This is a genomic window from Pseudomonas sp. AC193, assembly GCF_979258075.1.
The window spans coordinates 626,183-651,428 of record NZ_OZ409832.1 but is presented as its reverse complement, the minus strand read 5'-3'; the positions used below and the strand labels follow the sequence as shown (position 1 = coordinate 651,428).

Sequence of the window (25,246 nt, the reverse complement as noted above, 5' to 3'; positions counted from 1 at the left end):
TAAAGCAGGGGCAATTGCAATGGGCGAGTGAAAAGTCCGCTTTCTGCTACCATGGCGTTTCTGTTACTTCAGGTGTTCGATCATGGCATTTCGCCCTCTTACGGCCAGAGCACCCGCCGTTCTGCTTCGCGAAGCCAAACCGCTCAAGGCCATCCTCGGCCATGCCCAACGACTGGGGCATTTGCAACGCCTGCTCGAAAGCCAACTGCAACCCGCCGCCCGCGAGCATTGCCATGTGGCGTCGTGGCGTGAGGGCAGTCTGTTGCTGATTGTCACCGATGGTCATTGGGCCACGCGTCTGCGTTACCAGCAAAAGCGTTTGCAGCGCCAGTTGCAGATGTTCGATGAGTTCGCCAGTTTGACGCGGATTCTGTTCAAGGTGCAGCCGCCGACGATTCAGCGCGCGGTGGTGGGTAATACCATGGATTTGTCGACGGATGCCGCGGCGACGATTCAGGCGACGGCGGACGGGATCAGTGATCCGGGGTTGCGTGCGGCACTGGAGCGTTTGGCGGCGCACGCTAAAGACAAGTCCTGAAGCAAGATCAAAAGATCGCAGCCTGCGGCAGCTCCTACAATTGGAAATGCATCCATCTGTAGGAGCTGCCGAAGGCTGCGATCTTTGCTTTCAGCGGCGTTTGCTGCCGCCTAATAAAGAGCCCATCAGGCCGCGCACCAGTTGTTTGCCGAGGTTGTTCGCGGCTTGGCGCATGGCGGATTTCAGTGCTTGCCCGGCGGCGGTGCCGAGGAACTCTCCGGCTCTGTCAGCGAGGCTTGGCTCTTCAGCCGCAGGTTTTCCGGCAGGTGTCTCAGCCTCCGGCGCCAGGCCTTTGCGGCCCATGAGGATTTCATACGCCGACTCGCGATCAATCGGCTTGTCATACCGTCCCTTGAACGGCGAGCCGGCGATCAGCGTGGTGCGTTCGGTCTCAGTCAACGGCCCGATCCGCGATTGCGGCGGCGCTACCAGCACACGCTGCACCATCTCTGGCGTGCCCTTCTCCGCCAGCGTGCCGACCAGCGCCTCGCCGATCCCCAGCTCCGTCAGCACCGACAACGTATCGAACGCCGGATTCGGCCGGAAGCCGTCCGCCACCGCGCGCAGGGATTTCTGTTCCTTGGCGGTGAACGCGCGCAGACCGTGCTGGATGCGCAAACCGAGCTGCGCCAAGACGTCATCGGGCAAATCCGCCGGCGACTGCGTGACGAAATACACACCAACGCCTTTCGAACGGATCAAGCGCACCACCTGCTCCAGCCGCTCCTGCAAAGCCTTCGGCGTATCGCCAAACAACAAATGCGCCTCATCGAAAAACAGCGCCAGCAGCGGTTTGTCGGCATCACCGCGCTCTGGCAACTGCTCGAACAGTTCGGCCAACAGCCACAACAGGAACGTCGCATAAACCTTCGGCGCCTCATGCACCAGACGACTGGCGTCGAGCAAATGAATGCGCCCACGGCCATCAGCGGCCGGTTGCAGGATGTCTTCAAGTTGCAGCGCCGGCTCGCCGAACAAAGCTTCCGCGCCTTGCTGTTCCAGAGTCGCCAAACGGCGCAACAGCGCCTGACTGGAACCGGTGGTCATCAGCGCGGCGTCTTCGCCCAACAGCTGCGGATTTTCCTTGAGGTGATTGAGCAGCGCTTTCAGATCTTTCAGATCCAGCAACAACAACCCTTCGCGGTCAGCGACCTTGAACGCCGCGTACAGCGCCGACTGCTGACTGTCGGTGAGTTCCAGCAGGCTGCCGATCAGCAGCGGGCCCATTTCACTCAACGTGGTGCGCAGTGGATGACCGGACTCACCGTGGATATCCCACAAGGTCACCGGATAAGCCTGCGGCGTGTAGTTGAGCCACGGCATACCGGCGATGCGCTCGGCGATCTTGCCCTGCGGGTTGGCGGCGGCACCGAGGCCGCACAGGTCGCCCTTGATGTCGGCGGCGAACACCGCCACGCCGGCATCACTGAACGCTTCAGCCAGACGCTGCAAGGTCACGGTTTTACCGGTACCGGTCGCGCCGGCGATCAGCCCGTGACGGTTCGCCAGGCGCATGGCCTGGCCAATCGGTTGCCCCGTGAGATCGGCGCCGATTACGAGTTGCGATGAGTCAGGCATTTTGTCACCCATGGTTAATCTTTGATTCGCTTTGGCCGATAGATAAAACGTGAACCTGGCTGAAAAGTCGGTAGGACATTTCCCTAAGGAGAGACGGAAATATTCACGTGTACTCACCCTTGCCCATAGTGCGCGCCTTTATAAAAGCACGCCCAGGACATTAAGACCTTAGCGGAACCCCAAGCCATGAACAAAAATCTGCGCTTCAGCCATAAAATTTTGCTTGCCGCCGCCCTCATCGTCATCGCCGCTTTCGCCTCGTTTACGCTGTACAACGACTGGTTGCAGCGCAACGCGATCCGCGATGACCTGAACAACTATCTCAACGAGATGGGCGAAGTCACTGCCGGAAACATTCAAACCTGGCTCAACGGTCGCATTCTGCTGATCGAAAACGCCGCCCAGAACATCTCGATCAACCCCGAGCCCGCCAACGTGGCCGGCCTGCTGGAACAGAAAACCCTGACCTCGACGTTCATGGCCACCTACCTCGGCGACGCCACCGGCCACTTCACCATCCGCCCGGACACGAAGATGCCAGAGGGTTTCGATCCGCGCGTGCGCCCTTGGTATAAAGGTGCCGAAGGCAGCAGCACGTCGACCCTGACCGAACCGTACATCGATGCGGCCACCGGGCAGTTGATCATCTCCATCGCCACCGCCTCGAAAAAGGCCGGCCAAAGCGTCGGCGTGGTCGGCGGCGATCTGAGCCTGCAATCGCTCATCGACACCCTCGCCGCTCGAGATTTTGACGGCATGGGGTATGTGTTCCTGGTCAGCGCCGACGGCAAGATCCTCGTGCACCCGGACAAGGCCTTGGTGATGAAATCACTGAAAGACGCCTTCCCGCAGGACACCCCGCGCATCAGCGGCGACTTCAGCGAAGTCACCGTCGATGGCAAAACCCGCATCGTCACTTTCGCGCCGATCAAAGGTTTGCCGTCGGTGAACTGGTACATCGGTCTGTCGGTAGATAAAGATCAGGCGTTCGCCATGCTCAGCGAATTCCGCACCTCGGCGGTGATTGCGACGGTGATCGCGGTGGCCATCATCCTTGCCCTGCTCGGCATGCTCATCCGCATTCTGATCCAGCCCTTGCACGTGATGACCCGCGCCATGGAAGACATCGCCGACGGCGAAGGCGACCTGACCAAACGCCTGACCATCGTCAATAACGATGAGTTTGGTGTGTTGGGCACAGCGTTCAACCGTTTCGTCGAGCGCATTCATGGCTCGATCCGCGAAGTGTCGTCGGCCACCGGGCAAGTCAACGAAGTTGCGCTGCGCGTGGTCGCTGCGTCGAATTCGTCGATGTACAACTCCGATCAGCAAGCCTCGCGCACCAGCAGCGTCGCCGCAGCGATCAATCAACTGGGTGCCGCCGCTCAGGAAATCGCCCGCAACGCCGCGCAGGCATCGAATCAGGCCAGCGATGCGCGTGGCCTCGCCGAAGACGGCCAGCAGGTGGTGGATCGCAGCATCAAGGCGATGAATCAGCTGTCGAGCATGCTCAGTGCGTCGAGCAGCAATATCGAATCGCTGAACAGCAAAACCGTGAACATCGGCCAGATTCTTGAAGTGATCACCAGCATCTCCCAGCAAACCAACCTGCTGGCGCTCAACGCAGCGATCGAAGCGGCGCGTGCCGGTGAGGCCGGGCGCGGCTTTGCGGTGGTGGCGGATGAAGTGCGCAACCTCGCGCATCGCACGCAGGAATCGGCGCAGCAGGTGCAGACGATGATCGAGGAGCTGCAAGTCGGCGCCCGGGAGTCGGTGAGCACCATGAGTGAAAGTCAGCGTCACAGTCAGGACAGCGTCGAGATTGCCAACCTTGCCGGCGAGCGTTTGAACAGCGTGACCCTGCGGATTGGCGAGATTGACGGGATGAACCAGTCGGTGGCGACGGCGACGGAAGAGCAAACGGCGGTGGTTGAGTCGATCAACGTTGATATCACCGAGATCAATACGCTGAACCAGGAAGGGGTGGAAAACCTGCAGGCGACGTTGCGGGCGTGTTCGGATCTGGAACAGCAGGCTTCGCGGTTGAAGCAGTTGGTGGGTAGTTTCAGGATCTGAAGCGCGACTGCCGACCTCTTCGCGAGCAAGCCCGCTTGTGTCTTGCATAGGAGTTAGAATCGGGATGAGAGGGATGGTTGGCAAGCTGAATGCCCGGGGTGCTTAAAGCACGTGTGGGAGCCCAAGCTGCCAATCATCTCTCGCTCTGGTTATTGAGCCCGAACAGTTGAACGAGCCGACCTCGAACAGTACAAGCGTGGTGCCCAACCAGAGTGCTCTCACCTTTGAGTGTAAGAGGATTCCGCCATGTTTTCCTGCGCCGGTATCGATGTCGCCAAAGATACTCTTGAGATTCGGATTAACCCGCAAGACGTAGGTGCGAGTTTTTCCAATAGCATCAGTGACTTCCCCAAGCTTATTGATTGGTTTAATTGCTATAAGGTCAATCGCGTGTTGCTTGAAGCCACAGGTGGTTATGAGCGAGAGGTCATGAAAGCGCTTCAGGCCGGGGGGTTCGACGTTATACGAATCAATCCTCGCCGCGCCAAGAGCTTTGCCAGTGCAATGGGCCAACGCGCTAAAACCGACCCGATTGATGCACGACTTCTTGCGCAGTTTGCAGAAGTCATAAAGTCGCCAAACAGTCGAGTCTCTAGCCCTGAGCAGGATAATTTGCGTGCGCTCGTACAGCAGCGTGAAAACTTTGTTCAGCAACAAAGTGACGATTTGCGACGCATCAAAACGGCTTCAGCAGATTTGGTGAAACCCTTGTTGCAGAGCCATATCGATTATCTAACCCAGGCAATAAAGTCGATAGAAAAGCTGATCCGTCAAAGTGCGAAAAAACTGGACAGTGATAAAGCTGCACGCTTGTGCTCGGTCAAGGGTATCGGGCTCGTGACGGCTGCCAGTTTAATGGCCTATTTACCTGAGCTGGGTGAGATTGGACGCCACGAAATAGCAGCTTTGGCAGGTATAGCCCCTTACAACGACGACAGCGGGAAACACAAAGGACTTCGACACATTGAGGGGGGAAGATTTTCCGCTCGCCGCGCGCTGTACATGGCAAGTTGGGTCGTGATTATGCGCCAGCCCGAGTTTCAGGCTCGATATCAAACCCTACGCGACAAAGGAAAATGCGCAAAAGTAGCGCTGATCGCCTGCATGCGTGTGCTGTTGATAAGACTGAACGCAATGATCCGGGATCGAACGCCATGGAAGGAACAGTTGGCTTGAAATAGAGCGGTGTTTCTGGGAAAAAATGCACGGCTATGGGCTGTGGGAGATCAGCTGCCTATCACCCTGCATTCAAAATAAAGGGTATCAAGACAGTTGCTCCATTGGAATGCATTCTCCTGTGGGAGCGGGCTTGCTCGCGAAAGCGTCATTTCAAGCAACACAAAACCTCACTGACACCCTCCGCGCATTCCCGACCGAACCATCCATTCCAGACATAGGTCAACCAAGGGAGTACCACGCAGCGGAGGGTTGTTCACCGTGCACATCGCCGACATCACCATGTTTTACGCCCCGGCCAGCGGTGGCGTGCGCACGTATCTGGATGCCAAACATCGTCGTTTGGGCTTCAAACCCGGCATTCGCCACAGCCTGCTGATCCCCGGCGCCCGCTTCGGCGAACACGACGGCGTTTACACGGTTCCCGCCCCCGCCCTGCCCTTCGGCAAAGGCTATCGCTTCCCGCTGCGCCTCGCGCCGTGGCGAAACGTCCTGCAGGATTTGCAGCCCGATCTGATCGAAGTCGGCGACCCCTACCTCACCGCATGGGCGGCACTGGATGCCCGACGGCAACTGGATGTGCCGGTGATCGGCTTTTATCACTCGGATCTGCCGCTGCTGGTCGGCAATCGCATGGGTCATTGGGTCACGCCAAACATTGAGGCCTACGTCACCAAGCTGTACGGCAACTTCGACCGCGTGCTCGCGCCAAGTCAGGTAATGGCCGACAAGCTTATCGGCCTCGGCGTGCGCAATGTCTTCGTGCAACCGCTGGGCGTCGATCTGCAAACCTTTCACCCCGAGGCCCGCGACCCGAATCTGCGCGCAGAACTGGGCATCGCCGACGACACCCGCCTGCTGATCTACGCCGGGCGCGGTTCAAAAGAGAAAAACCTGCCAGTGCTGCTCAAATGCATGCAACGCCTCGGCCCGCGCTATCACTTGCTGCTGGTCGGCTCGTCGAGGCCCGCCGTGGTGCCGGACAATGTCAGCGTGATTGATCAATTCTGCCCGGCACCGCGCGTCGCGCAATTGATGGCCAGCGCCGATGCGCTGATCCATGCCGGCGATCAGGAAACCTTCGGCCTGGTGATTCTCGAAGCCATGGCCTGCGGCATTCCGGTGGTGGCGGTGGCGGCCGGGGCGTTTGAAGAAATCGTCAACGAATCCTGCGGTTTGCTCTGTGCACCGAATAATCCACAGGCGATGGCCAATGCCGTGCGCGAAGTGTTCAGTCGCGGCACTGTGAAACTGGGCGAGCAAGCGCGACAGCACGTTGAACAGCATTACGCGTGGGACACGGTGGTCGACAGTTTGCTCGGCCACTATCACGCCGTCCTCGGCCATGCGCTGCCCAAGGTGGCCAATGGCTGAGGCGCTGAATCGCCCCGCCGTGTTGTTGGTGCTGCATGACGTGGCACCGTCGACGTGGGCGGATTACCAACCGTTTGTCGAAGCCGTCGACGCACTGGGCAGCGTGCCGATGACCTGGCTGGTCGTCCCCGATTTCCATCGGCGCAACGCCCTCAACGAACATCCGGCGTTTTGCCGACTGCTCGATGAGCGTGTTGCCCGCGGCGATGAGTTGGCCTTGCACGGTTTTTTCCATGACGATCAGGAACCCGGCCCAACCAGTCCGCGCGACTGGTTCATGCGCCGTGTTTACACCCACGAAGGCGAGTTTTATCGTTTGTCCCGCGAAACCGCCCTCGCCCGTCTGCGCGATGGCATCGAAGTGTTCCAGCGCCACGACTGGCCGTTGCACGGTTTCGTCGCCCCGGCGTGGTTGATGAGCGACGGCACCCGCCAAGCCCTGCGTGAATTACCGCTGAGCTACACCAGTGATCCACAGCATCTTTATCGATTGCCGGATTTCACCGCCATCGACGCGCCGGGTCTGGTCTGGAGTGCCCGCAGCGCCTGGCGTCGCGGTTTATCGAGAATTGTCAGTGAGCAGCGGCAACAGCGTTGGCGCCAGGCGACGGTGATTCGGCTAGGCTTGCACCCAGTGGACATGCGCCACGGTTTTTCCCGCGATTACTGGCTGCACACCTTGCAGCGACTACTGAATGAAAGACGCGTACCGATGACCAAAATCCACTGGCTCGCCCAACAGCGCGGTCAATCGGGATCTGCTGCATGAGTCGCGGCATTCTGTTGTTGATCGGCCTGCTCGCGGCGGTGTTGATCCCGGTGGTGCTCGGTGGCGGCGAAACCTGGGCGCGCCTGCAAAGTTTTCCACTGTTATGGCTGTTGATCATGTTCGGCATGATCCTGCTCTGCTGGGGCATCAATACCCTGCGTCTGCGTTTGTTGCTCGGCGATCAGCGCGACCGCGTCACGCCGCTGAAAAGCCTCGGCGTGGTAATGGCCGCCGAGTTCGCTTATTGCGCCACGCCCGGAGGCAGCGGTGGGCCGTTGACCATCATGGCGTTGCTCGCCCGCTGCGGTGTGCGTCCGGCCCGTGGCAGCGCGGTGTTTGCCATGGATCAACTCAGCGATTTGCTGTTCTTTCTCTGTGCGCTTAGTGGGATTCTGATTTATGCGTTGTTTCAACATCTGAGCGATCGCTTGGAATGGCTGCTGACAGTCAGCGCGATTTCGTTGTTTGGCGGCTTGTTCAGTTGCGTGTTGATTGCGCGTTATCACCGCGCGTTGATTCGCTTGAGTGGCCGCTTATTGGTAAGGATGAACGTTAAACCGGGCACTCGCCGTCGCTGGGCGCGCAAGTTGCTGCACTTTCTCGCGGCGTTTACCGACACGTTGAAGTTGCCCTGGCCAACCCTGATCAAAGTGTTCGCGCTGACGTGTGTGCATTGGTTATTGCGTTACAGCGTGCTGTATCTGGCGTTGCGCGGCCTCGGCGCGGACTTGCAGTGGGCCTGGAGTTTTCTGGTGCAGATGCTGTCGCTGGGGGCCGGGCAATTCAGTTTATTGCCGGGTGGCGCGGGGGCGGCGGAATTGACTTCAGCGGCACTGTTGGCGCCGATGGTGGGGAAATCCACCGCAGCGGCGGCGATTCTGATTTGGCGGGTGGTGACGTATTACTTTTATCTGCTGGTGGGGGGGCCGGTGTTTTTGATGATGTTGGGGCGGCCGTTGTTGCGCAAATTGATGAAAGTGCCGCAGACGTAAAAGATCGTCCGATCGCGGCCCGAGCCTGCGGCAGCTCCTACAGGGATCGGATTTCAAACATCGTTTTGTTTATCGTCGGACTCTTGCAACTGTTCCCACAACTCGGCCGCACCGGGAAACTCGGTGCCATCCTCCGGGGTCATGTCCTCGGGGTCGTAGCGACTCAAACAACCTTCGCCCAATGTCGCCGGCGCTTTGGACGTGGCTTTGTCCAGTGGATCACTCATGTAAGTTTCCTCGGGGCTTAAACGACAAAGGGTCTGAGCGATTGAGCGCCCAGACCCTTGGTTTTTCAAGCCTGCGTGTGTTCGATCAGAACACCACAGTCTTGTTGCCGTGCACCAGCACGCGATCTTCGAGGTGATAACGCAGGCCGCGGGCCAGCACCATCTTCTCGACGTCACGGCCGAAACGCACCATGTCTTCGATGCTGTCGCTGTGGCTGACACGCACCACGTCCTGCTCGATGATCGGGCCGGCGTCCAGCTCTTCGGTCACGTAGTGGCAGGTCGCGCCAATCAGTTTCACGCCGCGCAGCGACGCCTGGTGGTACGGCTTGGCACCGACGAACGACGGCAGGAAGCTGTGGTGAATGTTGATCACCTTGTGCGCGTATTCGCGGCACATGTCCGGCGGCAGGATTTGCATGTAACGCGCCAGCACCACTACTTCAGCGTCGTGCTGTTTGACCAGACGCGACACTTCGTCGAACGCCGGTTGCTTGTCCTGCGGATTGACCGGGACGTGGTAATACGGGATGCCGTGCCACTCGACCATGCTGCGCAGGTCGTCGTGGTTGGAAATCACGCAGGAGATTTCGCAATCCAGCTCATCGCTGTGCCAGCGGTGCAACAAGTCCGCCAGGCAGTGCGATTCGCGGCTGGCCATCAGCACTACGCGCTTCTTCTGCTCAGTGTCGGTGATGCGCCAGTCCATCGAGAACTCTTCGGCGATCGGCGCAAACTTCTCGCGCAATACTTCAATACCGAATGGCAGCGAATCGGCACGAATTTCGTGACGCATGAAGAACCAACCCACCTGATTATCCGAGTGGTGGCTCGCTTCGGTGATCCAGCCATTGTGGGCTGCCAGAAAATTACTGACTTTGGCAACGATGCCAACGCGGTCCGGGCAAGAAATCACCAGACGAAAAGTGCGCATGAGGGGAAGACTCCAGAACTTCGCAAAGGCCGCCATTCTAGCGACTGCGCGGGAAAACTGCAGTATTGATGAGCGCTGGCGTGGCCGGCGGCGGATACCCACACTTTTTTGACGGAAACAAACGCCAGAGGGATGGCGCTTTGCTGGCATTGTTAAACAGACATTTGTGAATATCTGTGCTGACGGCTTCACACTATTTAACTGAACAATCAATTTGCGGCTATTTCTCGTAACTAATTTAAATAAAAACCCCGGTTAAATGTTTACTTGATGAAACAGCCTGACTATTATTGCGCCACTGTCCCCTGTCATTCAGCATTCTACTAAGGTAGTAATCATGTCCTTGATCAACGAATATCGCGCCACCGAAGAAGCTATCAAAGAGCTGCAAGCCCGTTTGAAGAACCTGTCGCAAGACGACAAACTGCAAACCGAGCTGGAATTCGAAGGCAAACTGCGCACCCTGATGGGCGAATACTCCAAGTCGCTGCGTGACATCATCGCGCTGCTGGACCCAGAGTCGAAAACCAAAGCACCACGCGGCGGCGCAGTAAAAACTACCGGCACCAAGCGTGCTCGCAAAGTTAAACAATACAAAAACCCGCACAACGGCGAAGTCATCGAAACCAAAGGTGGCAACCACAAAACTCTGAAAGAGTGGAAAGCCAAGTGGGGCGGCGACGTGGTTGAAGGCTGGGCTACCCTGCTGGGCTAAGCCGCAACGCCTTCGCAGAGCGATCCGCGAAAAAGAACGCCAGCGAATGCTGGCGTTTTTTATGCCTGACGTTTAGTAACAAACATGTTCGATTTCAAAGACCCAAACGTTTGCGCAATGCCTGGACATAACTCTGCCATTCATTGAGCACTGCGCTCTGCTCTGGCGTAGCACTAAGCAACCATTGCTCGGCCGCCTCGCTAAAAGATTTCAAGGTATTCGGCGCGCCGAATTCCGGGGCCGACAAACGTTGCTGACACAATAATTTCCAGCGTGCCTGTTCTTCAGAATTCAACGTATCGGGAAAGTTACGTGCGCGATATCGAAAGAGTAATTCAGGCAAACGTTCATCATCGAACGGCCATTGCTCTTGTGCCAAATGTGCCGGGTCAGCGTTTCTCACTTGCTCACACAGACGCCGATCACGATCACCGATAAATCCGTCGTACAACTGTTGTTCCGGATCTTCACTCGGGGTGAAATCTTCGCTGGCATAAATAGCCGCAATTTTATCTTTCCAAACTTGTTGTGCGTCAGTTAGCCGCAGCGCTCGTTCCTGATAAAGCGCCATGTCCAGACCCAATCGTTGCTGATCGTCGGCGCGCAGTACTGATAACGGCGCGACGACCGGGCAACGGTTGATGTGAATAATCTTCAACGGCACCGGCAATTCGCCCTTAAGCAAATCGTCACGGCGCGTGTACAGACGCTGGCGCAGGGTTTGTGCGTCGAGATCGAGCAAGCCCTGTGGATCGAGGTGCAAGTCGCAAACAATCAGCGCGTTGCGGTTTTTCGGGTGCCAGGCCAGCGGCATGACCACGCCGACATAACTGCGCGCCGCCGAGAAGCGTCCGGAGATGTGCACCAGCGGCTGCAACAGGCGAATCTGATCCATCACCTTCTGTTTGCTGCGCAACTGAAACAGCCAGTCATAGAGCTTGGGCTGTTTGTCGCGGATCAGTTTCGCCAGCGCAATGGTCGCGCGCACGTCCGACAACGCTTCGTGGGCATGGCCGTGATCGATGTTATTGGCGGCGGTCAGGCGTTCGAGCTTGAGGGTCACGCGGCCCTCGTCATCGGTCGGCCAGACCAGCCCGTCCGGGCGCAAGGCGTAAGCAGCGCGCACTACATCGATCAAATCCCAGCGACTGTTGCCGCCCTGCCATTCACGGGCGTAGGGATCGAAGAAATTGCGATACAGGCTGTAACGGGTCATCTCGTCGTCGAAACGCAAGGAGTTGTAACCCGCACCGCACGTACCGGGAGCGGCCAATTGCGCGTGAACCCGGGTCATGAAATCGGCTTCGCTCAAACCTTTTTCGGCGAGCTGACTGGGGGTGATGCCGGTGATCGCGCACGCCGCCGGGTGCGGCAGGATGTCTTCGCTGGGCTGGCAGTAAAGGTTGACCGGCTCGTCGATTTCGTTGAGCTCGTGGTCGGTGCGAATCCCGGCGACCTGCAGCGGGCGGTCGTTACGCGGATTGATGCCAGTGGTTTCGTAGTCGTACCAGAAGATTGAAGTCACGGGCGGATCCTGAACTGAAGATCGGCAAAGTCTAGGCGCTCAACCGCCGTCGCGGCCAGTCTTGAAACATTCAAACACCTGGCGACACATGCTGTGCAATACATAGTTATGTCGTTTCCCCCCGAGAGGCTGCTAGCATCGGACGCACTTGCACTCAGAACAGGCGACATCAGGTAGCCCATGCTCGAGCCCACAGCACCGCCAAGGAAAGCACCGCTGGCCCCGCCGCTGGATACGCGGCATCAGGTCGAAACGCCGGAAGGCATCGACCTGCCCCTGCGCCCTGCCGGGTTGATGGTGCGGGCCGTGGCGTTCGCCATCGATCTGGGCATTCGCGGTGTGATCATGGGCGTGCTGTTTATCGCGTTGGCGTTCCTCGGCAAGCTCGGCATGGGCCTCGGTTCGCTGCTGCTGTTTGCGATCAGTTGGTGGTACATGGTGCTGTTCGAAGTGCTGCGACAGGGACGCTCGCCGGGCAAACAGTGGATGGGCCTGCGCGTGGTACACGATGACGGCACGCCGGTTGGCTGGTCAGCCTCGTTGTTGCGCAATCTGCTGCGCTTCGTTGATCTGCTGCCGTTCGGCTACTTCCTCGGCAGCCTCAGTTGCCTGCAACACCCGACCTTCAAACGCCTCGGCGACATCGCTGCCGGCACGCTGGTGGTTTACAGCGAACGCCCGCTGACGCGCCCGCAATTGCCTGACGCCGAACCCCGGCGCTCGCCCGTGCCGCTGACGCTCAGCGAACAACGTGCAGTGCTCGGTTTTGCCGAACGCCAAGGCGAACTGTCACCGGCGCGGGTCAATGAACTGGCCGCCCTGCTCGCCCAGCCGCTGAATATCTCCGCGCCCAAAGCCGTTGCCGAACTCAATGGCATCGCGCGCGGCTTGTTGGGCCCGACATGAAGCAGAGCCTTTTCGAAAGTCGCCACATGGCCGAATGGGAGCGTTTTGCGCTGGCCCTCGAACGCCTTGAACGCGGCAAGGACACCTCGCAAATTGCCGGATTTCCGAGAACCTATCGCCGACTCTGCCAGCATCTGGCGTTGGCACAGGAACGCGGCTACAGCAGTTTCCTGATCGACTCGTTGCAGCAGCAAGTGCTGCGCGGCCATCAACAGTTGTACCGTCATCGCAGCCGCCTCGGCGCCAACCTGCTCAGTTTTATCCTTGCCGATTTCCCGCGATTGGTGCGCGCCGAATGGCCTTTTGTGCTGGTCGCCGCGCTGCTGTTTTTCGGCAGCCTGATCGGCGTCGGGGTGTTGGTGTATGTGTTTCCCGACCTCGTTTACAACCTGATTCCCGCCGATCAAGTGCGCGAGATGCAAGGCATGTACGACCCGGTCGCCGGCCACCTCGGGCGCCCCGCCGAACGCGCGGCCAGTGAAGACTGGGTGATGTTCGGCTACTACGTGATGCACAACATCGGCATCGCCTTTCAGACCTTCGCCAGCGGATTGTTGATGGGCGTGGGCAGCGCATTCTTTCTGTTCTACAACGGCCTGGTCATCGGCGCGGTGGCCGGGCATCTGACCGAGATCGGTTTCGGCCAGACCTTCTGGTCGTTCGTCATCGCCCATGGCGCTTTCGAACTGACGGCGATTGCTCTCGCCGGCGCGGCCGGTCTGGAACTCGGCTGGGCGTTGATCGCGCCCGGGCGCCTGACCCGCGCCGAAGCCCTGAAACGAGCAGCGCGCAAAAGCGTGTTGCTGGTCTGCGGGGTGATGTTGTTCCTGCTGATCGCGGCGTTTATCGAAGCCTATTGGTCATCGAAAACCAGTGTCGCGCCGCTGACCAAATACCTGGTCGGCGCCGGACTCTGGACGTTGGTCGCGTGCTATCTGCTGTTCGCCGGAAGGACACGCCATGCGCCTGAGTGACGCCACCGTGGTGATCCGCCCGCGTACGACCTGGGAAGCCATGGATCTGGGCGTGCTCATGTGTCAGCAACATCGACGCTTGCTGATGACCAGTTGGGCCATCGTCACCTTGCCGCTGTTCGCCCTGCTCAGCCTGGTGTTTTGGGATTCGCCGACGCTGGCCGTGTTTATATTCTGGTGGCTGAAACCGGCGTACGAACGCCTGCCGTTGTACATCCTGTCCAAAGCGCTGTTCGGCGAAACGCCCACCCTCAAACAAGCGCTGCGCGAATGGCCGCGTCTGCTCAAACCACAACTGCTGGCCAGCCTGACCTGGCGCCGCTTGAGCTTCAGCCGCAGCTTTCTGCTGCCGGTGGTGCAACTCGAAGGCCTCGACGGCAACGCTCGCCAACAACGCCTGCAAGTGCTGTTGCAGCGCAACGCAGGCGCGGCGCAATGGCTGACCATCATTGGCGTGCATCTGGAGACTGCGCTGTGGATCGGCTTGATGGTGCTGTTCTATCTGTTGCTGCCGCAGCAGGTCGAAACCGATTGGGACTGGCAGTCGCTGATTCTCTCGGCCGATCATGACTGGCGCTGGCTCGAACACCTGACCAACGCCTTTTACGCGCTGGTGCTGGTGGTCTGGGAACCGATCTACGTCGCCTGCGGATTCAGCCTCTATCTGAACCGCCGCACGCAACTGGAAGCGTGGGACATCGAACTGGTGTTCCGGCGTTTGCGCCAACGCCTGAACAACGGCGTGCTTGGTCTGCTGCTGGCGATCTGTCTGGTGCTGCCGAATGTGCCCTCGGTCTGGGCGGCTGAACCCGACACCCGTCCGGATGCACCGCGCTTGTTAAATCAGCCGCTGACCAGTCAGGCCTCCCACGACAGCATCAAGGCCTTGCTCGAACAACCACCGTTCAAGAACAAGGAATCGGTCACCCGCTACCGTTTTGGCGACGACCCGGCAACGCCGGCCAAAGACGCAAAACCCGGCGAAGCACCGCAGTGGCTTAAAACCTTGCTGGGCTGGCTCGACGGTCGACACTTCAATGGGCTGGCCAAGCTGATCGAGGTGCTGTTGTGGGGTGTGCTGATTGCCTTGATCGGTTGGCTGATCTGGCATTACCGCGAGTTTCTCCGGGCCTTCGTCAGTCGCCGGCCGAAACTGCCAGCGCTGCCAAAACGAGCGGTGCCGCAGCAAGCGTTCGGTCTGGATTTGAACCGCGACACCTTGCCCGACGACATCGCCGCCAGCGCCGAACAACTCTGGCTCAGCCAACCGCGAGCGGCGTTGAGCTTGCTCTATCGCGGTCTGCTCAGCCATCTGCTGCACGACTTCGATCTGACGCTGAAACCTGCCGACACCGAAAATCAGGTGCTGGCGCGCGTAGAACAACTGCAGCGACCGGAGTTGCTCGCCTTCAGTCGCAACCTCACTGTGCACTGGCAGAACATGGCCTACGGACATCGAGTCCCGGCAGCGCATCTGCAACAGGAATTGTGCGACGGCTGGCGCGCCTTGTTTGGCCACGGAGCTGCCCGTTGAATCGCCGTACCCTGTGGTGGGTCGGCGCAGTGCTCGTCGCACTGCTGATCGCATTGAGCGTGTTTCTGTTTCTCAAGGCCAAGCCGTATCAGGAAGAAGTCGATCACGGCCCGTCCCCTGCTGCCCAAGCCAATCCGTATCTGGCGGCGGAAATGTTTTTGCGTGAGCGCGGCCTCAAAGTCAGTCATGCCGAAAGCCTTTCCGTACTGCCGGATATCGACCCACGCCGACACACGCTGCTGCTGTTCAACGACCGTTCACGCATGACCCCACGTCAGGTCGAACAAGTGTTGAACTGGACGCGGGCCGGCGGGCGACTGGTGTTTGTCGCTGAATCGTTATGGGACGAACAGACCAAACAGAGCAACGACCTGCTGCTCGATCGCGTGCAACTGCATCAATCCCTGAGCAAGGATCTCAAGGATCCGCCCAAAGACCTTGAGCAAGACCCCTTCCCGAAATTGACCAAGCTGTATGTGGAGGATGAAGACGCGCCGGCCTATGCCGGGTTCGACACGGACTTCCACCTCGACGACCCGAAAAACCTCGCGCAAGCCTGGGCCAACAGCGGCAAAGCCACGCACATGATGCAACTGCCTTACAGCCTCGGCTCGATCACCGTGGTCACTGACGCCGAGCTGTGGAAAAGCCAGACCATCGCGCAATACGACAATGCCTGGCTGCTCTGGTACTTGAGCGCCGACACCGACGTCACGCTGATCTACAACAGCGAACACGACGGCTTGCTGACCTTGCTCTGGCGCTACTTCCCGCAGGCCATCGTCGCCCTGCTCGCCTTGATCGGCCTGTGGTTGTGGCATGTCGGTGTGCGCCACGGCCCGCTTCAGGCACCGGCGCCCATTGGCCGTCGACAGTTGCAGGAACACCTGCGTGCCAGCGCGGATTTCCTGCTGCGCCACAACGGTCAGCAAGCGCTGCTGCAAGCCTTGCAACAAGACGTGTTGCGTCGCGCGCGCCGTCGCCATCCCGGTTTTGATCGATTGAACGTTGCCGAACAATGGCTGGCACTGTCACGCCTGACCCGTCAGCCCACCCGCGCCATCAGCCAAGCCCTGAGCCCGGTTCCGAACCAGCGTTTGTCCAGCGCCGAGTTCTGCCGTCAGGTCGCCCACCTGCAAACCTTGAGGAACACGCTATGAGTGAACAGACCGAGCCCGGCAGCGCCAGCCACGCCGCCCAGCAACGCCAGCGCGCCAGCCAACTGGCGCAAGCGGTTCGCAGCGAATTGCAAAAAGCTTTGATTGGCCAGAATCAGGTAATCGACGACGTGCTGACCGCGCTGATCGCCGGTGGCCACGTGCTGCTTGAAGGTGTGCCGGGGCTGGGTAAAACCTTGCTGGTACGGGCATTGGCGCGCTGCTTCGGTGGCGAGTTCGCGCGTATCCAGTTCACCCCGGATCTGATGCCCAGCGACGTCACCGGTCATGCCGTCTATGACCTGCAAACCGAGCAGTTCAAATTGCGCAAAGGCCCGCTGTTCACCAATTTGCTCCTGGCCGACGAGATCAACCGCGCCCCGGCAAAAACCCAGGCGGCGCTGCTCGAAGCGATGCAAGAAAGGCAAGTCACCCTCGAAGGCCGCGCCCTGCCCATCGCTCAGCCGTTCATGGTGCTGGCCACGCAAAACCCGATTGAACAGGAAGGCACTTACCCGCTGCCCGAAGCCGAACTCGACCGCTTCATGCTCAAGGTGCGCATGGATTACCCCGACGCCGATCAGGAGTTGAACATGGTGCGTCAGGTCAGTCGCTCGACCCGCGCCGACATGCTTGATGTGCAACCGTTGCGCACCGTGCTGCAAGCCAAAGACGTGCAAGCGCTGCAACGTATTGCCAGTGATTTGCCGCTGGACGATCAAGTCCTCGATTACGCCGTACGACTGGCGCGCAGCACGCGCAGCTGGCCGGGGCTGACCCTCGGCGCCGGGCCTCGCGCCTCGATTGCCCTGGTGCGCTGCGCCCGCGCCCGCGCCCTGTTACGCGGCGGCGAATTCGTCATCCCCGACGACATCAAAGGCTGCGCGTTGGCCGTGCTGCGCCACCGCGTACGCATCGCCCCGGAACTGGACATCGAAGGCCTGCAAGTCGATCAGGTATTGCAGCAACTGCTCGACCAGATCCCGGCGCCGCGCCTGTGAAATCCGTTTTGGGCAGAAAAGATCGCAGCCTCCGGCAGCTCCTACACATCACTCATGCAGGAGCCGTCGAAGGCTGCGATTTTTGCAACAGACAGCCCGGTGCCAAGCCATGAAACCATCAAAACTCTTACTAATCTGGCTAACACTGCTCATGGCCATCGGCATCGCCCTGGGCACCTTGCAGGCACTGCAAATCGCCCTCCCGCCCAGCCTGCCGGCGATCACCTGGGGCTTACTCCTCGCCCTGCTGGCCCTGGCCGCCATCGATGCCCTGCGCCTCAAACGCCTGCCCGCCATCCGCGTCAAACGGCACATGCCCGGCAGCCTCGCACTTGGTCGCTGGAGCGAAATCCGCCTGGACGTTGAACACCCCTTCAGCGAGCCACTGCACCTGCACATCTTCGATCATGTCCCGGAAGGCCTGAGCTTCGAAAACCTGCCGCTCAGCGTCGAACTGCAGCCCGGCAAAATCAGCCAAGTCGGCTACCGCCTGCGCCCCCTCCAGCGCGGTCATTTCAGCTTTGAACGCTGCGAAATCAACCTGCCCAGCCCGCTGGGTTTATGGACAGGCAAACGCCTGCTCGACGTCACCGATCACACCCGCGTCTACCCGGACTTCGCCCGCCTCTACGGCGGTGAACTGCTGGCCGTGGACAACTGGCTCAGTCAGCTCGGCGTGCGGCAAAAGCAGCGCCGTGGTCAGGGTCTGGAATTTCATCAACTGCGCGAATTTCGCGAAGGCGACAGCCTGCGCCAGATCGACTGGAAAGCCACCGCCCGCCAGCGCACACCGATTGCCCGTGAATATCAGGACGAACGCGATCAGCAGATCATCTTCATGCTCGATTGTGGCCGCCGCATGCGTAGCCAGGACGACGAACTCTCGCACTTCGACCATGCGCTGAATGCTTGTTTACTGCTGAGCTACGTGGCCCTGCGTCAGGGCGATGCGGTGGGTTTGTGTACCTTGGCCAATGCCCACCCGCATTACCTCGCACCGGTTAAAGGTGCGGGTCAGCTCAATATCGTTCTCAACAGTGTCTACGACCTGCAAAGCACTCAGCGCACGGCGGACTTTCAAGCGGCCGTCAGCCAACTGCTGTCGCGGCAAAAGCGTCGGGCGCTGGTGATACTGGTCACCAACCTGCGCGATGACGACGACGAGGAACTGCTCACCGCCGTCAAACGCTTGAGCCAGCAGCATCGAGTGTTGGTGGCGAGCCTGCGTGAAGGCGTACTTGATCAAGTGCCGCAGAGCACCGTTCAGACACTGGATGAAGCGTTGACCTATTGCGGCACCGTGGACTATCTGAATGCGCGCAATGAATGCCATGAAAGGTTGACCGCACATGGCGTTCATACGCTGGATGTGCGGCCACAGTCGTTAGGGACTGAGTTGGTGACGCGTTACTTGAGCTGGAAGAAGGCTGGTACGTTTTGAAGGTGGTTTATTCCCACGCAGCATTTTCAACGGACTACTGATCCGATCTACAGCCTGTTCAATAGAAAGACGTAAACAATTTTCAAAGCGCTGCACCCGAAAACCGTTGCTATGCTTGTCTTTTCTCGAACGGAGTCGAACCAATGCCAGATGAATATTCGCTGTCTGATTTATTGGAAAGGATGTATCAGAATCAATTGGGTCTAGAGGCCGCCATCATGGAATTGACGCTGCACGCAGAGAAGGAGGGTTTAAATGAGGTTGGTGAAAACATCCGAGGTGCACTGAGTATAATTGGTGAAAATGCCGGCTACATTAAACAGGGCTTCGCCAAACTCAGAGTAAAAAAATGACAACGCTTATTGCAACAGAAGCATGAAAGGTTTTTAAAATCACTCAAGTCACACCCAAACAAGACCTGCCACTAATAATTTAATACCAAGTAGCTATACAGCTACTTGGCACCCTCCCTAAAACTTCCGAACTGATTTAAAAAAGCATAGCTCTCCATGATTCGGAGCATGTCTTGCCGGGGGATTCGGACTACAACGCTTGGCGCCGTTCCCTACACTCCCATCAGAACTGACTGACTTACACGCTAGGTGCCGCCCATTAAATTGATGCATGTCGCTGACGACCAGCGATCGGGTTTAGTCGCCCGGTGGATTAACAAGGTGCATCACATCATCTCGTAGGGTTTTCATACCCGCACTTGATGGTGGCTATGTGCAGGGCGCCCTAGGGCGCGCCGGAAAAGCCTTGTTTCCACCGGTCGACTAACCTGCGCATAGCCGCCACCCTTCCCTTAGTCGCGAAGCGTGTGGTGTCATCAAACAAGGAAACAAGGCAATGTTTAAAATTACACCAAATCCACCTGAAATAGATCCTACTGATACTTCCCCGTATGCTTCACAAGACTCAAGAAAACTCCACGAAGCAGCTGAACGCGCTTTAGACCACTATTTAAAACCTGATATACCTTCCCGTAACTCCGTAGACCGAGGTATGCAAATGTTTATGGTTTCTCCAGAAATCAATTCCGAAGCTATCGCTATCCAGACCTATGAAACGTTTTCGTCTGTGAGTATTCTTTTGCTGGATCTAGCGGACAGTTTGGAAGATAAGCCCCGCCATTTGGCAATGGCAATATATCAATTGAGCGAGATGGGATTGTTGCTAGCTGAAAAAACATTGGATAGTGAACGAGCGATTGCTAATAAAACTTAGAATTTGCAGTCTGCGGCAGCCACATTTATGCGCACTGCCCTGAGCTACCGCAGGCTGAATTTCCCCATTATCAGGCAGACGCCGGCAACGGCTGAAAACTGAAGTACTGCTTCAACGCTCGCACCAGTTGCCCATACTCGGCAGGCGGTCGGTGCAAACTGAAACCAGCATCGTAATGTTGCGGGGTTGCATCCTCGTGACACCACAAACAGCACGCCGAAAAGTCGATGACCTGGTGGCAACCATCACCCATGGGGATTTTCAGACGTAGCGCGAAATCAACTCCGATCATCATCGGTAACTGGCTGATAAGCATCAGCCCGTCTTCTGAAACGTTGCCGAGAAAGCCAATCGGTTTGTCGGTGACGCTGTTGAACACTCTCAAGAAGTACGGCAGTTGGTGCCGTTCAATCCGGCGGTCGGTAAACATGCGCAGTTCGCCATGCAGGGCTCCGTCACAGAGCCGCACCTTTGCTTCGGAACGAACCTGTTCGGCAGGCCCGCTCTCCCCGCTTCCGGTGTGACGGTCGCTACGTCGCCGTCACTTGACCACTTGCCAGTCGCAGGTGTTGCCCCGGATCAGAGACAGCGCTCTAAATCCGGATCATTCGACTATAGCTCAGCCTGTGCGCACGGCCAGATTTTGTATGACAACTGTCATCAGAAACGCGTTGGACGTACCACGGCTGCGGCGCTGCGCGTTGGGTAATGACCCAGGCTTTGTAGGGTCTCCAAACGGGCGCGGGCACGGTAGGCGTATTCGCTGTTGGGGTACGAGGCGATGATGAACTGATAGGTCTGCGCGGCATCGACAAACATACTTTGCCGTTCCAGGCACTGACCGCGCATCATCGACACTTCCGGCCACACGTACGGGCGGGCACGGCTGGCGCGTTCGACCTTGGACAGTTCGAGCATGACCTGCTCGCAATTGCCACGATCGTAGGCGCTGTAGGCGTTGTTTAAATGGTGGTTCATCGACCAACGGGTGCAGCCCGTGACGGCGAGGACGCTGAGGGCAAGGGCGGCAATGGGCAACAATCGCATGGGGGTTCTCCTGTCTTGTGCTCTGTATCGACCTTGCGTCGAAAATCTTCAGAACGGTTTGTGCCGATTGTCGCGTTCATGGCGTTCAATAAAGAAACTATTAACAAAGCCCTTCACAAAAAGTAGTGCATTCGAACAATGACTACACCCCAAGAGCATAGTAGCCTTCGCTTGCGCTTGAACTCAGGAGTCTTTGCATGTCCGTCCGTCGTACCAAAATCGTCGCTACCCTTGGCCCGGCCAGTAACTCGCCGGAAGTTCTCGAACAGCTGATTCTGGCTGGCCTGGACGTTGCCCGTCTGAACTTCTCCCACGGCACCCCCGACGAGCACAAGGCTCGCGCGAAACTGGTGCGTGACATTGCCGCCAAGCACGGCCGCTTCGTCGCCCTGCTGGGTGACCTGCAAGGCCCGAAAATCCGTATCGCCAAATTCGCCAACAAGAAGATCGAGCTGAAGATCGGTGACAAGTTCACTTTCTCCACCAGCCATCCTCTGACCGAAGGCAACCAGCAAGTGGTCGGCATCGACTACCCGGATCTGGTTAAAGACTGCGGCGTAGGCGACGAGCTGCTGCTCGACGACGGTCGTGTGGTCATGCGCGTTGATACCCAAACTGACGACGCATTGCATTGCACCGTGACCATCGGCGGCCCGCTGTCCGACCACAAAGGTATCAACCGTCGCGGTGGCGGCCTGACCGCTCCGGCCCTGACTGAAAAAGACAAGGCCGACATCAAGCTCGCCGCTGAAATGGAAGTCGACTACCTCGCGGTATCCTTCCCGCGTGACGCTGCCGACATGGAATACGCCCGTCAACTGCGCGACGAAGCCGGCGGCACCGCTTGGCTGGTGGCGAAGATCGAACGTGCTGAAGCCGTCGCAGACGACGAAACCCTCGACGGCCTGATCAAGGCTTCCGATGCGGTGATGGTTGCCCGCGGTGACCTCGGTGTGGAAATCGGCGACGCCGAGCTGGTGGGCATTCAGAAGAAAATCATTCTGCACGCACGCCGCCACAACAAGGCTGTGATCGTCGCGACCCAGATGATGGAGTCGATGATCCAGAACCCGATGCCGACTCGCGCCGAAGTGTCCGACGTGGCCAACGCCGTGCTCGACTACACCGACGCCGTGATGTTGTCTGCTGAATCCGCTGCAGGTCTGTATCCGCTGGAAGCGGTTCAAGCGATGGCGCGCATCTGCGTCGGCGCTGAAAAGCACCCGACCGGCAAGACTTCCAGCCACCGCATCGGCAAGGAATTCACCCGTTGCGACGAAAGCATCGCACTGGCGACCATGTACACCGCCAACCACTTCCCGGGCGTTAAAGCGATCATCGCGCTGACCGAAAGTGGCTACACCCCGCTGATCATGTCGCGCATCCGTTCCTCGGTGCCGATCTACGCGTTCTCGCCGCACCGCGAAACTCAGGCGCGCGCCGCCATGTTCCGTGGCGTGTACACCGTACCGTTCGATCCGGCTTCGCTGGAACCGCACGAAGTCAGCCAGAAGGCGATCGACGAGCTGGTTAAACGCGGCGTTGTGGAAAAAGGCGACTGGGTCATCCTGACCAAGGGCGACAGCTACCACACCACCGGCGGCACTAACGGCATGAAGATCCTGCACGTGGGCGACCCACAGGTCTGATTGACCGGTTGTTGAAAAACGAAAGCCCCGCCATGTGAATGGCGGGGCTTTTTGTTTTCTGGTCAATACGCGTCGGGCAAATTATATGACCTGTAATTTCTGACAGTAGGCACTGCTCGACTTCTCCGATTGAATGGCTTTCCTCGATCACCCGCCATGGGTACTCGATCAGAGTTGGAGCGACAGGATGTTGATCAATACGACGCAACCGGCCCGCCGTGCAGGCGATCTGGACAGGACTTTTGGTCTCGACGGCGTGACCGTGCTTGAAGGCAGCGAGGTGAAAGCCATCACCGTGCTGAAAAGTCCTGGCTTGCAACAGGGCAAGATTGTCGGCGTGCTGCGAGACGGCAGCGACTTCAAACTGTTTCGCTTGAACAAGAATGGCGCACTCGACACTTCCTTCGGGCTTGACGGTTACTCGCGCTGGGGATTTTTGGGAACCGCGGGCACTTCGATTCCCACCGGCATCCGTGAACTGAGTGCCGATAAACTCTTGGTGACTGGATACCTTCAGGATGGCAGCCCGGCGACCCAAAACTACCCGGCAGTCGCACGATTCAATGGCGAGGGAACCATCGATCTACTGTTTGGAAAAAACGGTGTATTTGTTTTCAGAGAGCCTTTACCGACCGGTCTTCACTCGTCCGATATCGACTCAGGGGACATCGGTGAAGCCGCCCTTGCTGGCGCGATTATTCCTGCCAGTCACAAGCTGTTGCTCGCCTTCAACAGCCGTGGCCTCTGGCCGTATAACAATCAAGGGTTATTGATTCAGCTGACGCCAAACGGCCATCTGGACACACTGTTCAATAACACCGGTTATGCCTTCTTTCAGATCGAACAGCAAAGTACCGCCTCCGTCGGATTGATCATCCGGGATAACGGCCATTTTCTGGTCGCCGGCAATTCCGGCAATCGAGGATTTGTGGCTGATTTCGATGCGACGGGAACGATCAATCCGTTGTATGGAACAAATGGTTTTACCCTGTTCAACCTGACTGGCGGGATCTTGAGACTCAATTCGCTGCTCCTGCAACCGGATGATAAACCTGCTGTAACCGGCTCGTTTACCACCACCGGGTCAACGGTAAAAGGCTATGTGAACAGGCTTTCACCGAACGGTCATCCCGACCCGGACTTCAATGCCGGTCAGGCGCTTATCATCGAGCGGCCATTTGTCAGCCTGCAGTTGAACAGTGCCGAACTCGACAGTGAACAGACCATCGTCGTCGCGGGTGAGTTGAATACTCGGGGTCTGGCGCTGGCGGGTCGTATCACCGCCCAAGGCAAAATGGATTCGACGTTCGGTATCGATGGGCTCACCGAGACACCGACTGAGGGTATTTTGAATTACACAAACAGCGTTACGACCGGGGATCTCCGGCAGGTTTTGATCGCTGGCAAAAAAGCCATGCGATCGGCTGTGAGTCGCTATGTGGGCTGATTGATGTGTTGACGGTGGCGACGCATTCGCGAGCAAGCCCGCTCCCACAGGGGAGCGCATCCCCACTGTAGGAGTGAGCCTGCTCGCGATGGGGCCAATCCGGCCACCCAAAAATCAATGCCGTTTGATAAACCCGGTCAACGCCGCCAATGCTTCCGGCGACTTCAGGCGCTGGGTAAATAACACGCCCTCCTCCTCGATCACTTTGCGGATCAACTCACGATCCGGCGCCTTCATCAGTTGCTTGCTGATGCGTACCGCTTCTGCCGGCAAATCATCGAAACGTAGCGCCATTTCCCGCGCTTTGCTCAACGCCGCATCGCCATTGTCCAAAGCTTCAGTGGCAATGCCCCATTGCGCCGCCTGTTCACCGGTGAAGCCTTCGCCCAGCAACAGCAACTCCGATGCTTTGGCTTGGCCGAGCAAGCGCGGGAGGATCAGGCTGGAACCGAACTCCGGACACAAACCGAGGTTGACGAATGGCATGCGCAACCGTGCATCGCGGGCCACGTAGACCAGATCGCAATGCAGCAATAGCGTGGTGCCGATGCCCACCGCCGCGCCGGCCACTGCGGCGATGACCGGTTTGCGGCATTCGAGCAGGTTTAGCATGAAGTGAAACACCGGGCTGTCGAGGTCGCTGGGTGGTTGCTGGATGAAGTCGGCGATGTCGTTGCCGGCGGTGAAGCACTCGGCGCTGCCGGTGATCAGCACGGCGTTGATTTCGGGGTCGCTGTCGGCACGCTTCAGGGCCTCGGCGAGGCGGCTGTACATCGCGCGAGTGAGGGCGTTTTTTTTGTCCGGGCGGTTGAGGCGCAGGGTGAGCAAACCGCGTTCACGTTCCAGCAGGATGGCTTCGGTCATGGTGGGTCTCGGCGATAGTCGGGCTCACGAAGTTCAAGCGGGATAGTGCCTTCTGTGGCTAGGGGGCTTTTGTGGCCAAGGGGGCTTTTGTGGTG

24 protein-coding genes and 1 pseudogene are annotated in these 25,246 nt (G+C 58.5%); 18 read left to right on the top strand and 7 right to left on the bottom strand.

Annotation, left to right across the window (positions count from 1 at the left end; all coding sequences use genetic code 11):
- Nucleotides 1-82 precede the first annotated feature (82 nt).
- Nucleotides 83-538, top strand: a complete 456-nt coding sequence (locus ACZZ0D_RS03070) for a DUF721 domain-containing protein (RefSeq protein WP_053123114.1) — start codon at nucleotides 83-85, stop codon at nucleotides 536-538.
- A gap of 90 nt (nucleotides 539-628) precedes the next feature.
- On the opposite strand, the gene ACZZ0D_RS03065 is transcribed toward ACZZ0D_RS03070, so the two are convergent.
- Nucleotides 629-2,116: a helicase HerA-like domain-containing protein gene (locus ACZZ0D_RS03065; RefSeq protein WP_159812540.1), complete on the bottom strand. Its 1,488-nt coding sequence runs from the start codon at nucleotides 2,114-2,116 to the stop codon at nucleotides 629-631.
- A gap of 186 nt (nucleotides 2,117-2,302) precedes the next feature.
- Here ACZZ0D_RS03065 and ACZZ0D_RS03060 point away from each other — a divergent pair.
- The 6 genes and pseudogenes from ACZZ0D_RS03060 to ACZZ0D_RS03035 all read left to right on the top strand — a co-directional run.
- Nucleotides 2,303-3,334: pseudogene (locus ACZZ0D_RS03060) on the top strand (HAMP domain-containing protein); the annotation flags it as partial.
- Nucleotides 3,335-3,427: 93 nt separating this feature from the next.
- The gene (locus ACZZ0D_RS03055; RefSeq protein ID WP_371262383.1) at nucleotides 3,428-4,192 is read left to right on the top strand and encodes a methyl-accepting chemotaxis protein; all 765 of its coding nucleotides are present in this window, start codon (nucleotides 3,428-3,430) and stop codon (nucleotides 4,190-4,192) included.
- A gap of 246 nt (nucleotides 4,193-4,438) precedes the next feature.
- Nucleotides 4,439-5,368 carry an IS110 family transposase gene (locus tag ACZZ0D_RS03050; RefSeq protein ID WP_463552436.1) on the top strand — a complete coding sequence of 310 codons (930 nt, stop codon included), beginning with the start codon at nucleotides 4,439-4,441 and terminating at the stop codon, nucleotides 5,366-5,368.
- A gap of 282 nt (nucleotides 5,369-5,650) precedes the next feature.
- Entirely contained in the window at nucleotides 5,651-6,742 is a 1,092-nt protein-coding gene (locus ACZZ0D_RS03045; RefSeq protein WP_463554758.1) for a glycosyltransferase family 4 protein, read from the top strand.
- Entirely contained in the window at nucleotides 6,735-7,511 is a 777-nt protein-coding gene (locus ACZZ0D_RS03040; protein ID WP_463552435.1) for a DUF2334 domain-containing protein, read from the top strand. The genes ACZZ0D_RS03045 and ACZZ0D_RS03040 overlap by 8 nt, the downstream gene beginning before the upstream one ends.
- Nucleotides 7,508-8,503: a lysylphosphatidylglycerol synthase transmembrane domain-containing protein gene (locus tag ACZZ0D_RS03035; protein WP_463552434.1), complete on the top strand. Its 996-nt coding sequence runs from the start codon at nucleotides 7,508-7,510 to the stop codon at nucleotides 8,501-8,503. The genes ACZZ0D_RS03040 and ACZZ0D_RS03035 overlap by 4 nt, the downstream gene beginning before the upstream one ends.
- Nucleotides 8,504-8,556: 53 nt before the next feature.
- Here ACZZ0D_RS03035 and ACZZ0D_RS03030 read toward each other — a convergent pair whose 3' ends face one another.
- Entirely contained in the window at nucleotides 8,557-8,730 is a 174-nt protein-coding gene (locus ACZZ0D_RS03030; protein WP_178124167.1) for a hypothetical protein, read from the bottom strand.
- A gap of 85 nt (nucleotides 8,731-8,815) precedes the next feature.
- Entirely contained in the window at nucleotides 8,816-9,664 is an 849-nt protein-coding gene (gene purU, locus ACZZ0D_RS03025) for a formyltetrahydrofolate deformylase (protein ID WP_007912774.1), read from the bottom strand.
- Nucleotides 9,665-10,001: 337 nt separating this feature from the next.
- Between purU and mvaT the strand changes: the two genes are divergently transcribed.
- Complete coding sequence (gene mvaT / locus ACZZ0D_RS03020; RefSeq protein ID WP_007933316.1) at nucleotides 10,002-10,379, top strand: histone-like nucleoid-structuring protein MvaT; 378 nt, start codon at nucleotides 10,002-10,004, stop codon at nucleotides 10,377-10,379.
- Nucleotides 10,380-10,473: 94 nt separating this feature from the next.
- On the opposite strand, the gene sbcB is transcribed toward mvaT, so the two are convergent.
- Nucleotides 10,474-11,904 carry an exodeoxyribonuclease I gene (gene sbcB / locus ACZZ0D_RS03015; protein ID WP_463552433.1) on the bottom strand — a complete coding sequence of 477 codons (1,431 nt, stop codon included), beginning with the start codon at nucleotides 11,902-11,904 and terminating at the stop codon, nucleotides 10,474-10,476.
- Between the two features lie 180 nt (nucleotides 11,905-12,084).
- On the opposite strand from sbcB, the gene ACZZ0D_RS03010 reads away from it, so the two are divergent.
- From ACZZ0D_RS03010 to ACZZ0D_RS02975, 8 genes are all read left to right on the top strand, one after another.
- Entirely contained in the window at nucleotides 12,085-12,810 is a 726-nt protein-coding gene (locus ACZZ0D_RS03010; protein ID WP_463552432.1) for an RDD family protein, read from the top strand.
- Entirely contained in the window at nucleotides 12,807-13,784 is a 978-nt protein-coding gene (locus tag ACZZ0D_RS03005) for a stage II sporulation protein M (protein WP_463552431.1), read from the top strand. Before ACZZ0D_RS03010 ends, ACZZ0D_RS03005 begins: the two co-directional genes overlap by 4 nt.
- A complete protein-coding gene (locus ACZZ0D_RS03000) occupies nucleotides 13,771-15,318 on the top strand; it encodes a DUF4129 domain-containing protein (RefSeq protein ID WP_463552430.1) in 1,548 nt (515 codons plus the stop codon). Before ACZZ0D_RS03005 ends, ACZZ0D_RS03000 begins: the two co-directional genes overlap by 14 nt.
- On the top strand, nucleotides 15,315-16,478 hold the full coding sequence (locus tag ACZZ0D_RS02995; protein ID WP_463552429.1) for a DUF4350 domain-containing protein: 1,164 nt from the start codon (nucleotides 15,315-15,317) through the stop codon (nucleotides 16,476-16,478). Before ACZZ0D_RS03000 ends, ACZZ0D_RS02995 begins: the two co-directional genes overlap by 4 nt.
- Nucleotides 16,475-17,476, top strand: coding sequence for an AAA family ATPase (locus tag ACZZ0D_RS02990; RefSeq protein ID WP_053123333.1), 1,002 nt, complete (start codon nucleotides 16,475-16,477; stop codon nucleotides 17,474-17,476). The genes ACZZ0D_RS02995 and ACZZ0D_RS02990 overlap by 4 nt, the downstream gene beginning before the upstream one ends.
- A gap of 109 nt (nucleotides 17,477-17,585) precedes the next feature.
- On the top strand, nucleotides 17,586-18,917 hold the full coding sequence (locus tag ACZZ0D_RS02985) for a DUF58 domain-containing protein (protein WP_463552428.1): 1,332 nt from the start codon (nucleotides 17,586-17,588) through the stop codon (nucleotides 18,915-18,917).
- 143 nt (nucleotides 18,918-19,060) lie between these two features.
- Nucleotides 19,061-19,270, top strand: coding sequence for a hypothetical protein (locus tag ACZZ0D_RS02980; protein ID WP_053123251.1), 210 nt, complete (start codon nucleotides 19,061-19,063; stop codon nucleotides 19,268-19,270).
- A gap of 496 nt (nucleotides 19,271-19,766) precedes the next feature.
- Nucleotides 19,767-20,144 (top strand): DUF6124 family protein, encoded by a 378-nt coding sequence (locus tag ACZZ0D_RS02975; RefSeq protein ID WP_053123253.1) that lies wholly within the window; start codon nucleotides 19,767-19,769, stop codon nucleotides 20,142-20,144.
- A 70-nt stretch (nucleotides 20,145-20,214) separates the two neighbouring features.
- Here ACZZ0D_RS02975 and ACZZ0D_RS02970 read toward each other — a convergent pair whose 3' ends face one another.
- Together ACZZ0D_RS02970 and ACZZ0D_RS02965 are read right to left on the bottom strand one after the other, a co-directional pair.
- Nucleotides 20,215-20,574, bottom strand: coding sequence for a PilZ domain-containing protein (locus ACZZ0D_RS02970; RefSeq protein WP_053123255.1), 360 nt, complete (start codon nucleotides 20,572-20,574; stop codon nucleotides 20,215-20,217).
- Nucleotides 20,575-20,804: 230 nt separating this feature from the next.
- Complete coding sequence (locus tag ACZZ0D_RS02965; protein ID WP_053123257.1) at nucleotides 20,805-21,191, bottom strand: tetratricopeptide repeat protein; 387 nt, start codon at nucleotides 21,189-21,191, stop codon at nucleotides 20,805-20,807.
- Nucleotides 21,192-21,388: 197 nt separating this feature from the next.
- Here ACZZ0D_RS02965 and pyk point away from each other — a divergent pair, with 197 nt between their 5' ends.
- Together pyk and ACZZ0D_RS02955 are read left to right on the top strand one after the other, a co-directional pair.
- Nucleotides 21,389-22,840 carry a pyruvate kinase gene (gene pyk / locus ACZZ0D_RS02960; RefSeq protein WP_008080434.1) on the top strand — a complete coding sequence of 484 codons (1,452 nt, stop codon included), beginning with the start codon at nucleotides 21,389-21,391 and terminating at the stop codon, nucleotides 22,838-22,840.
- Nucleotides 22,841-23,027: 187 nt separating this feature from the next.
- Complete coding sequence (locus tag ACZZ0D_RS02955; RefSeq protein WP_463552427.1) at nucleotides 23,028-24,287, top strand: NHL repeat-containing protein; 1,260 nt, start codon at nucleotides 23,028-23,030, stop codon at nucleotides 24,285-24,287.
- Nucleotides 24,288-24,401: 114 nt separating this feature from the next.
- On the opposite strand, the gene ACZZ0D_RS02950 is transcribed toward ACZZ0D_RS02955, so the two are convergent.
- Nucleotides 24,402-25,151: an enoyl-CoA hydratase-related protein gene (locus ACZZ0D_RS02950; RefSeq protein ID WP_463552426.1), complete on the bottom strand. Its 750-nt coding sequence runs from the start codon at nucleotides 25,149-25,151 to the stop codon at nucleotides 24,402-24,404.
- Between the last annotated feature and the right edge of the window lie 95 nt (nucleotides 25,152-25,246).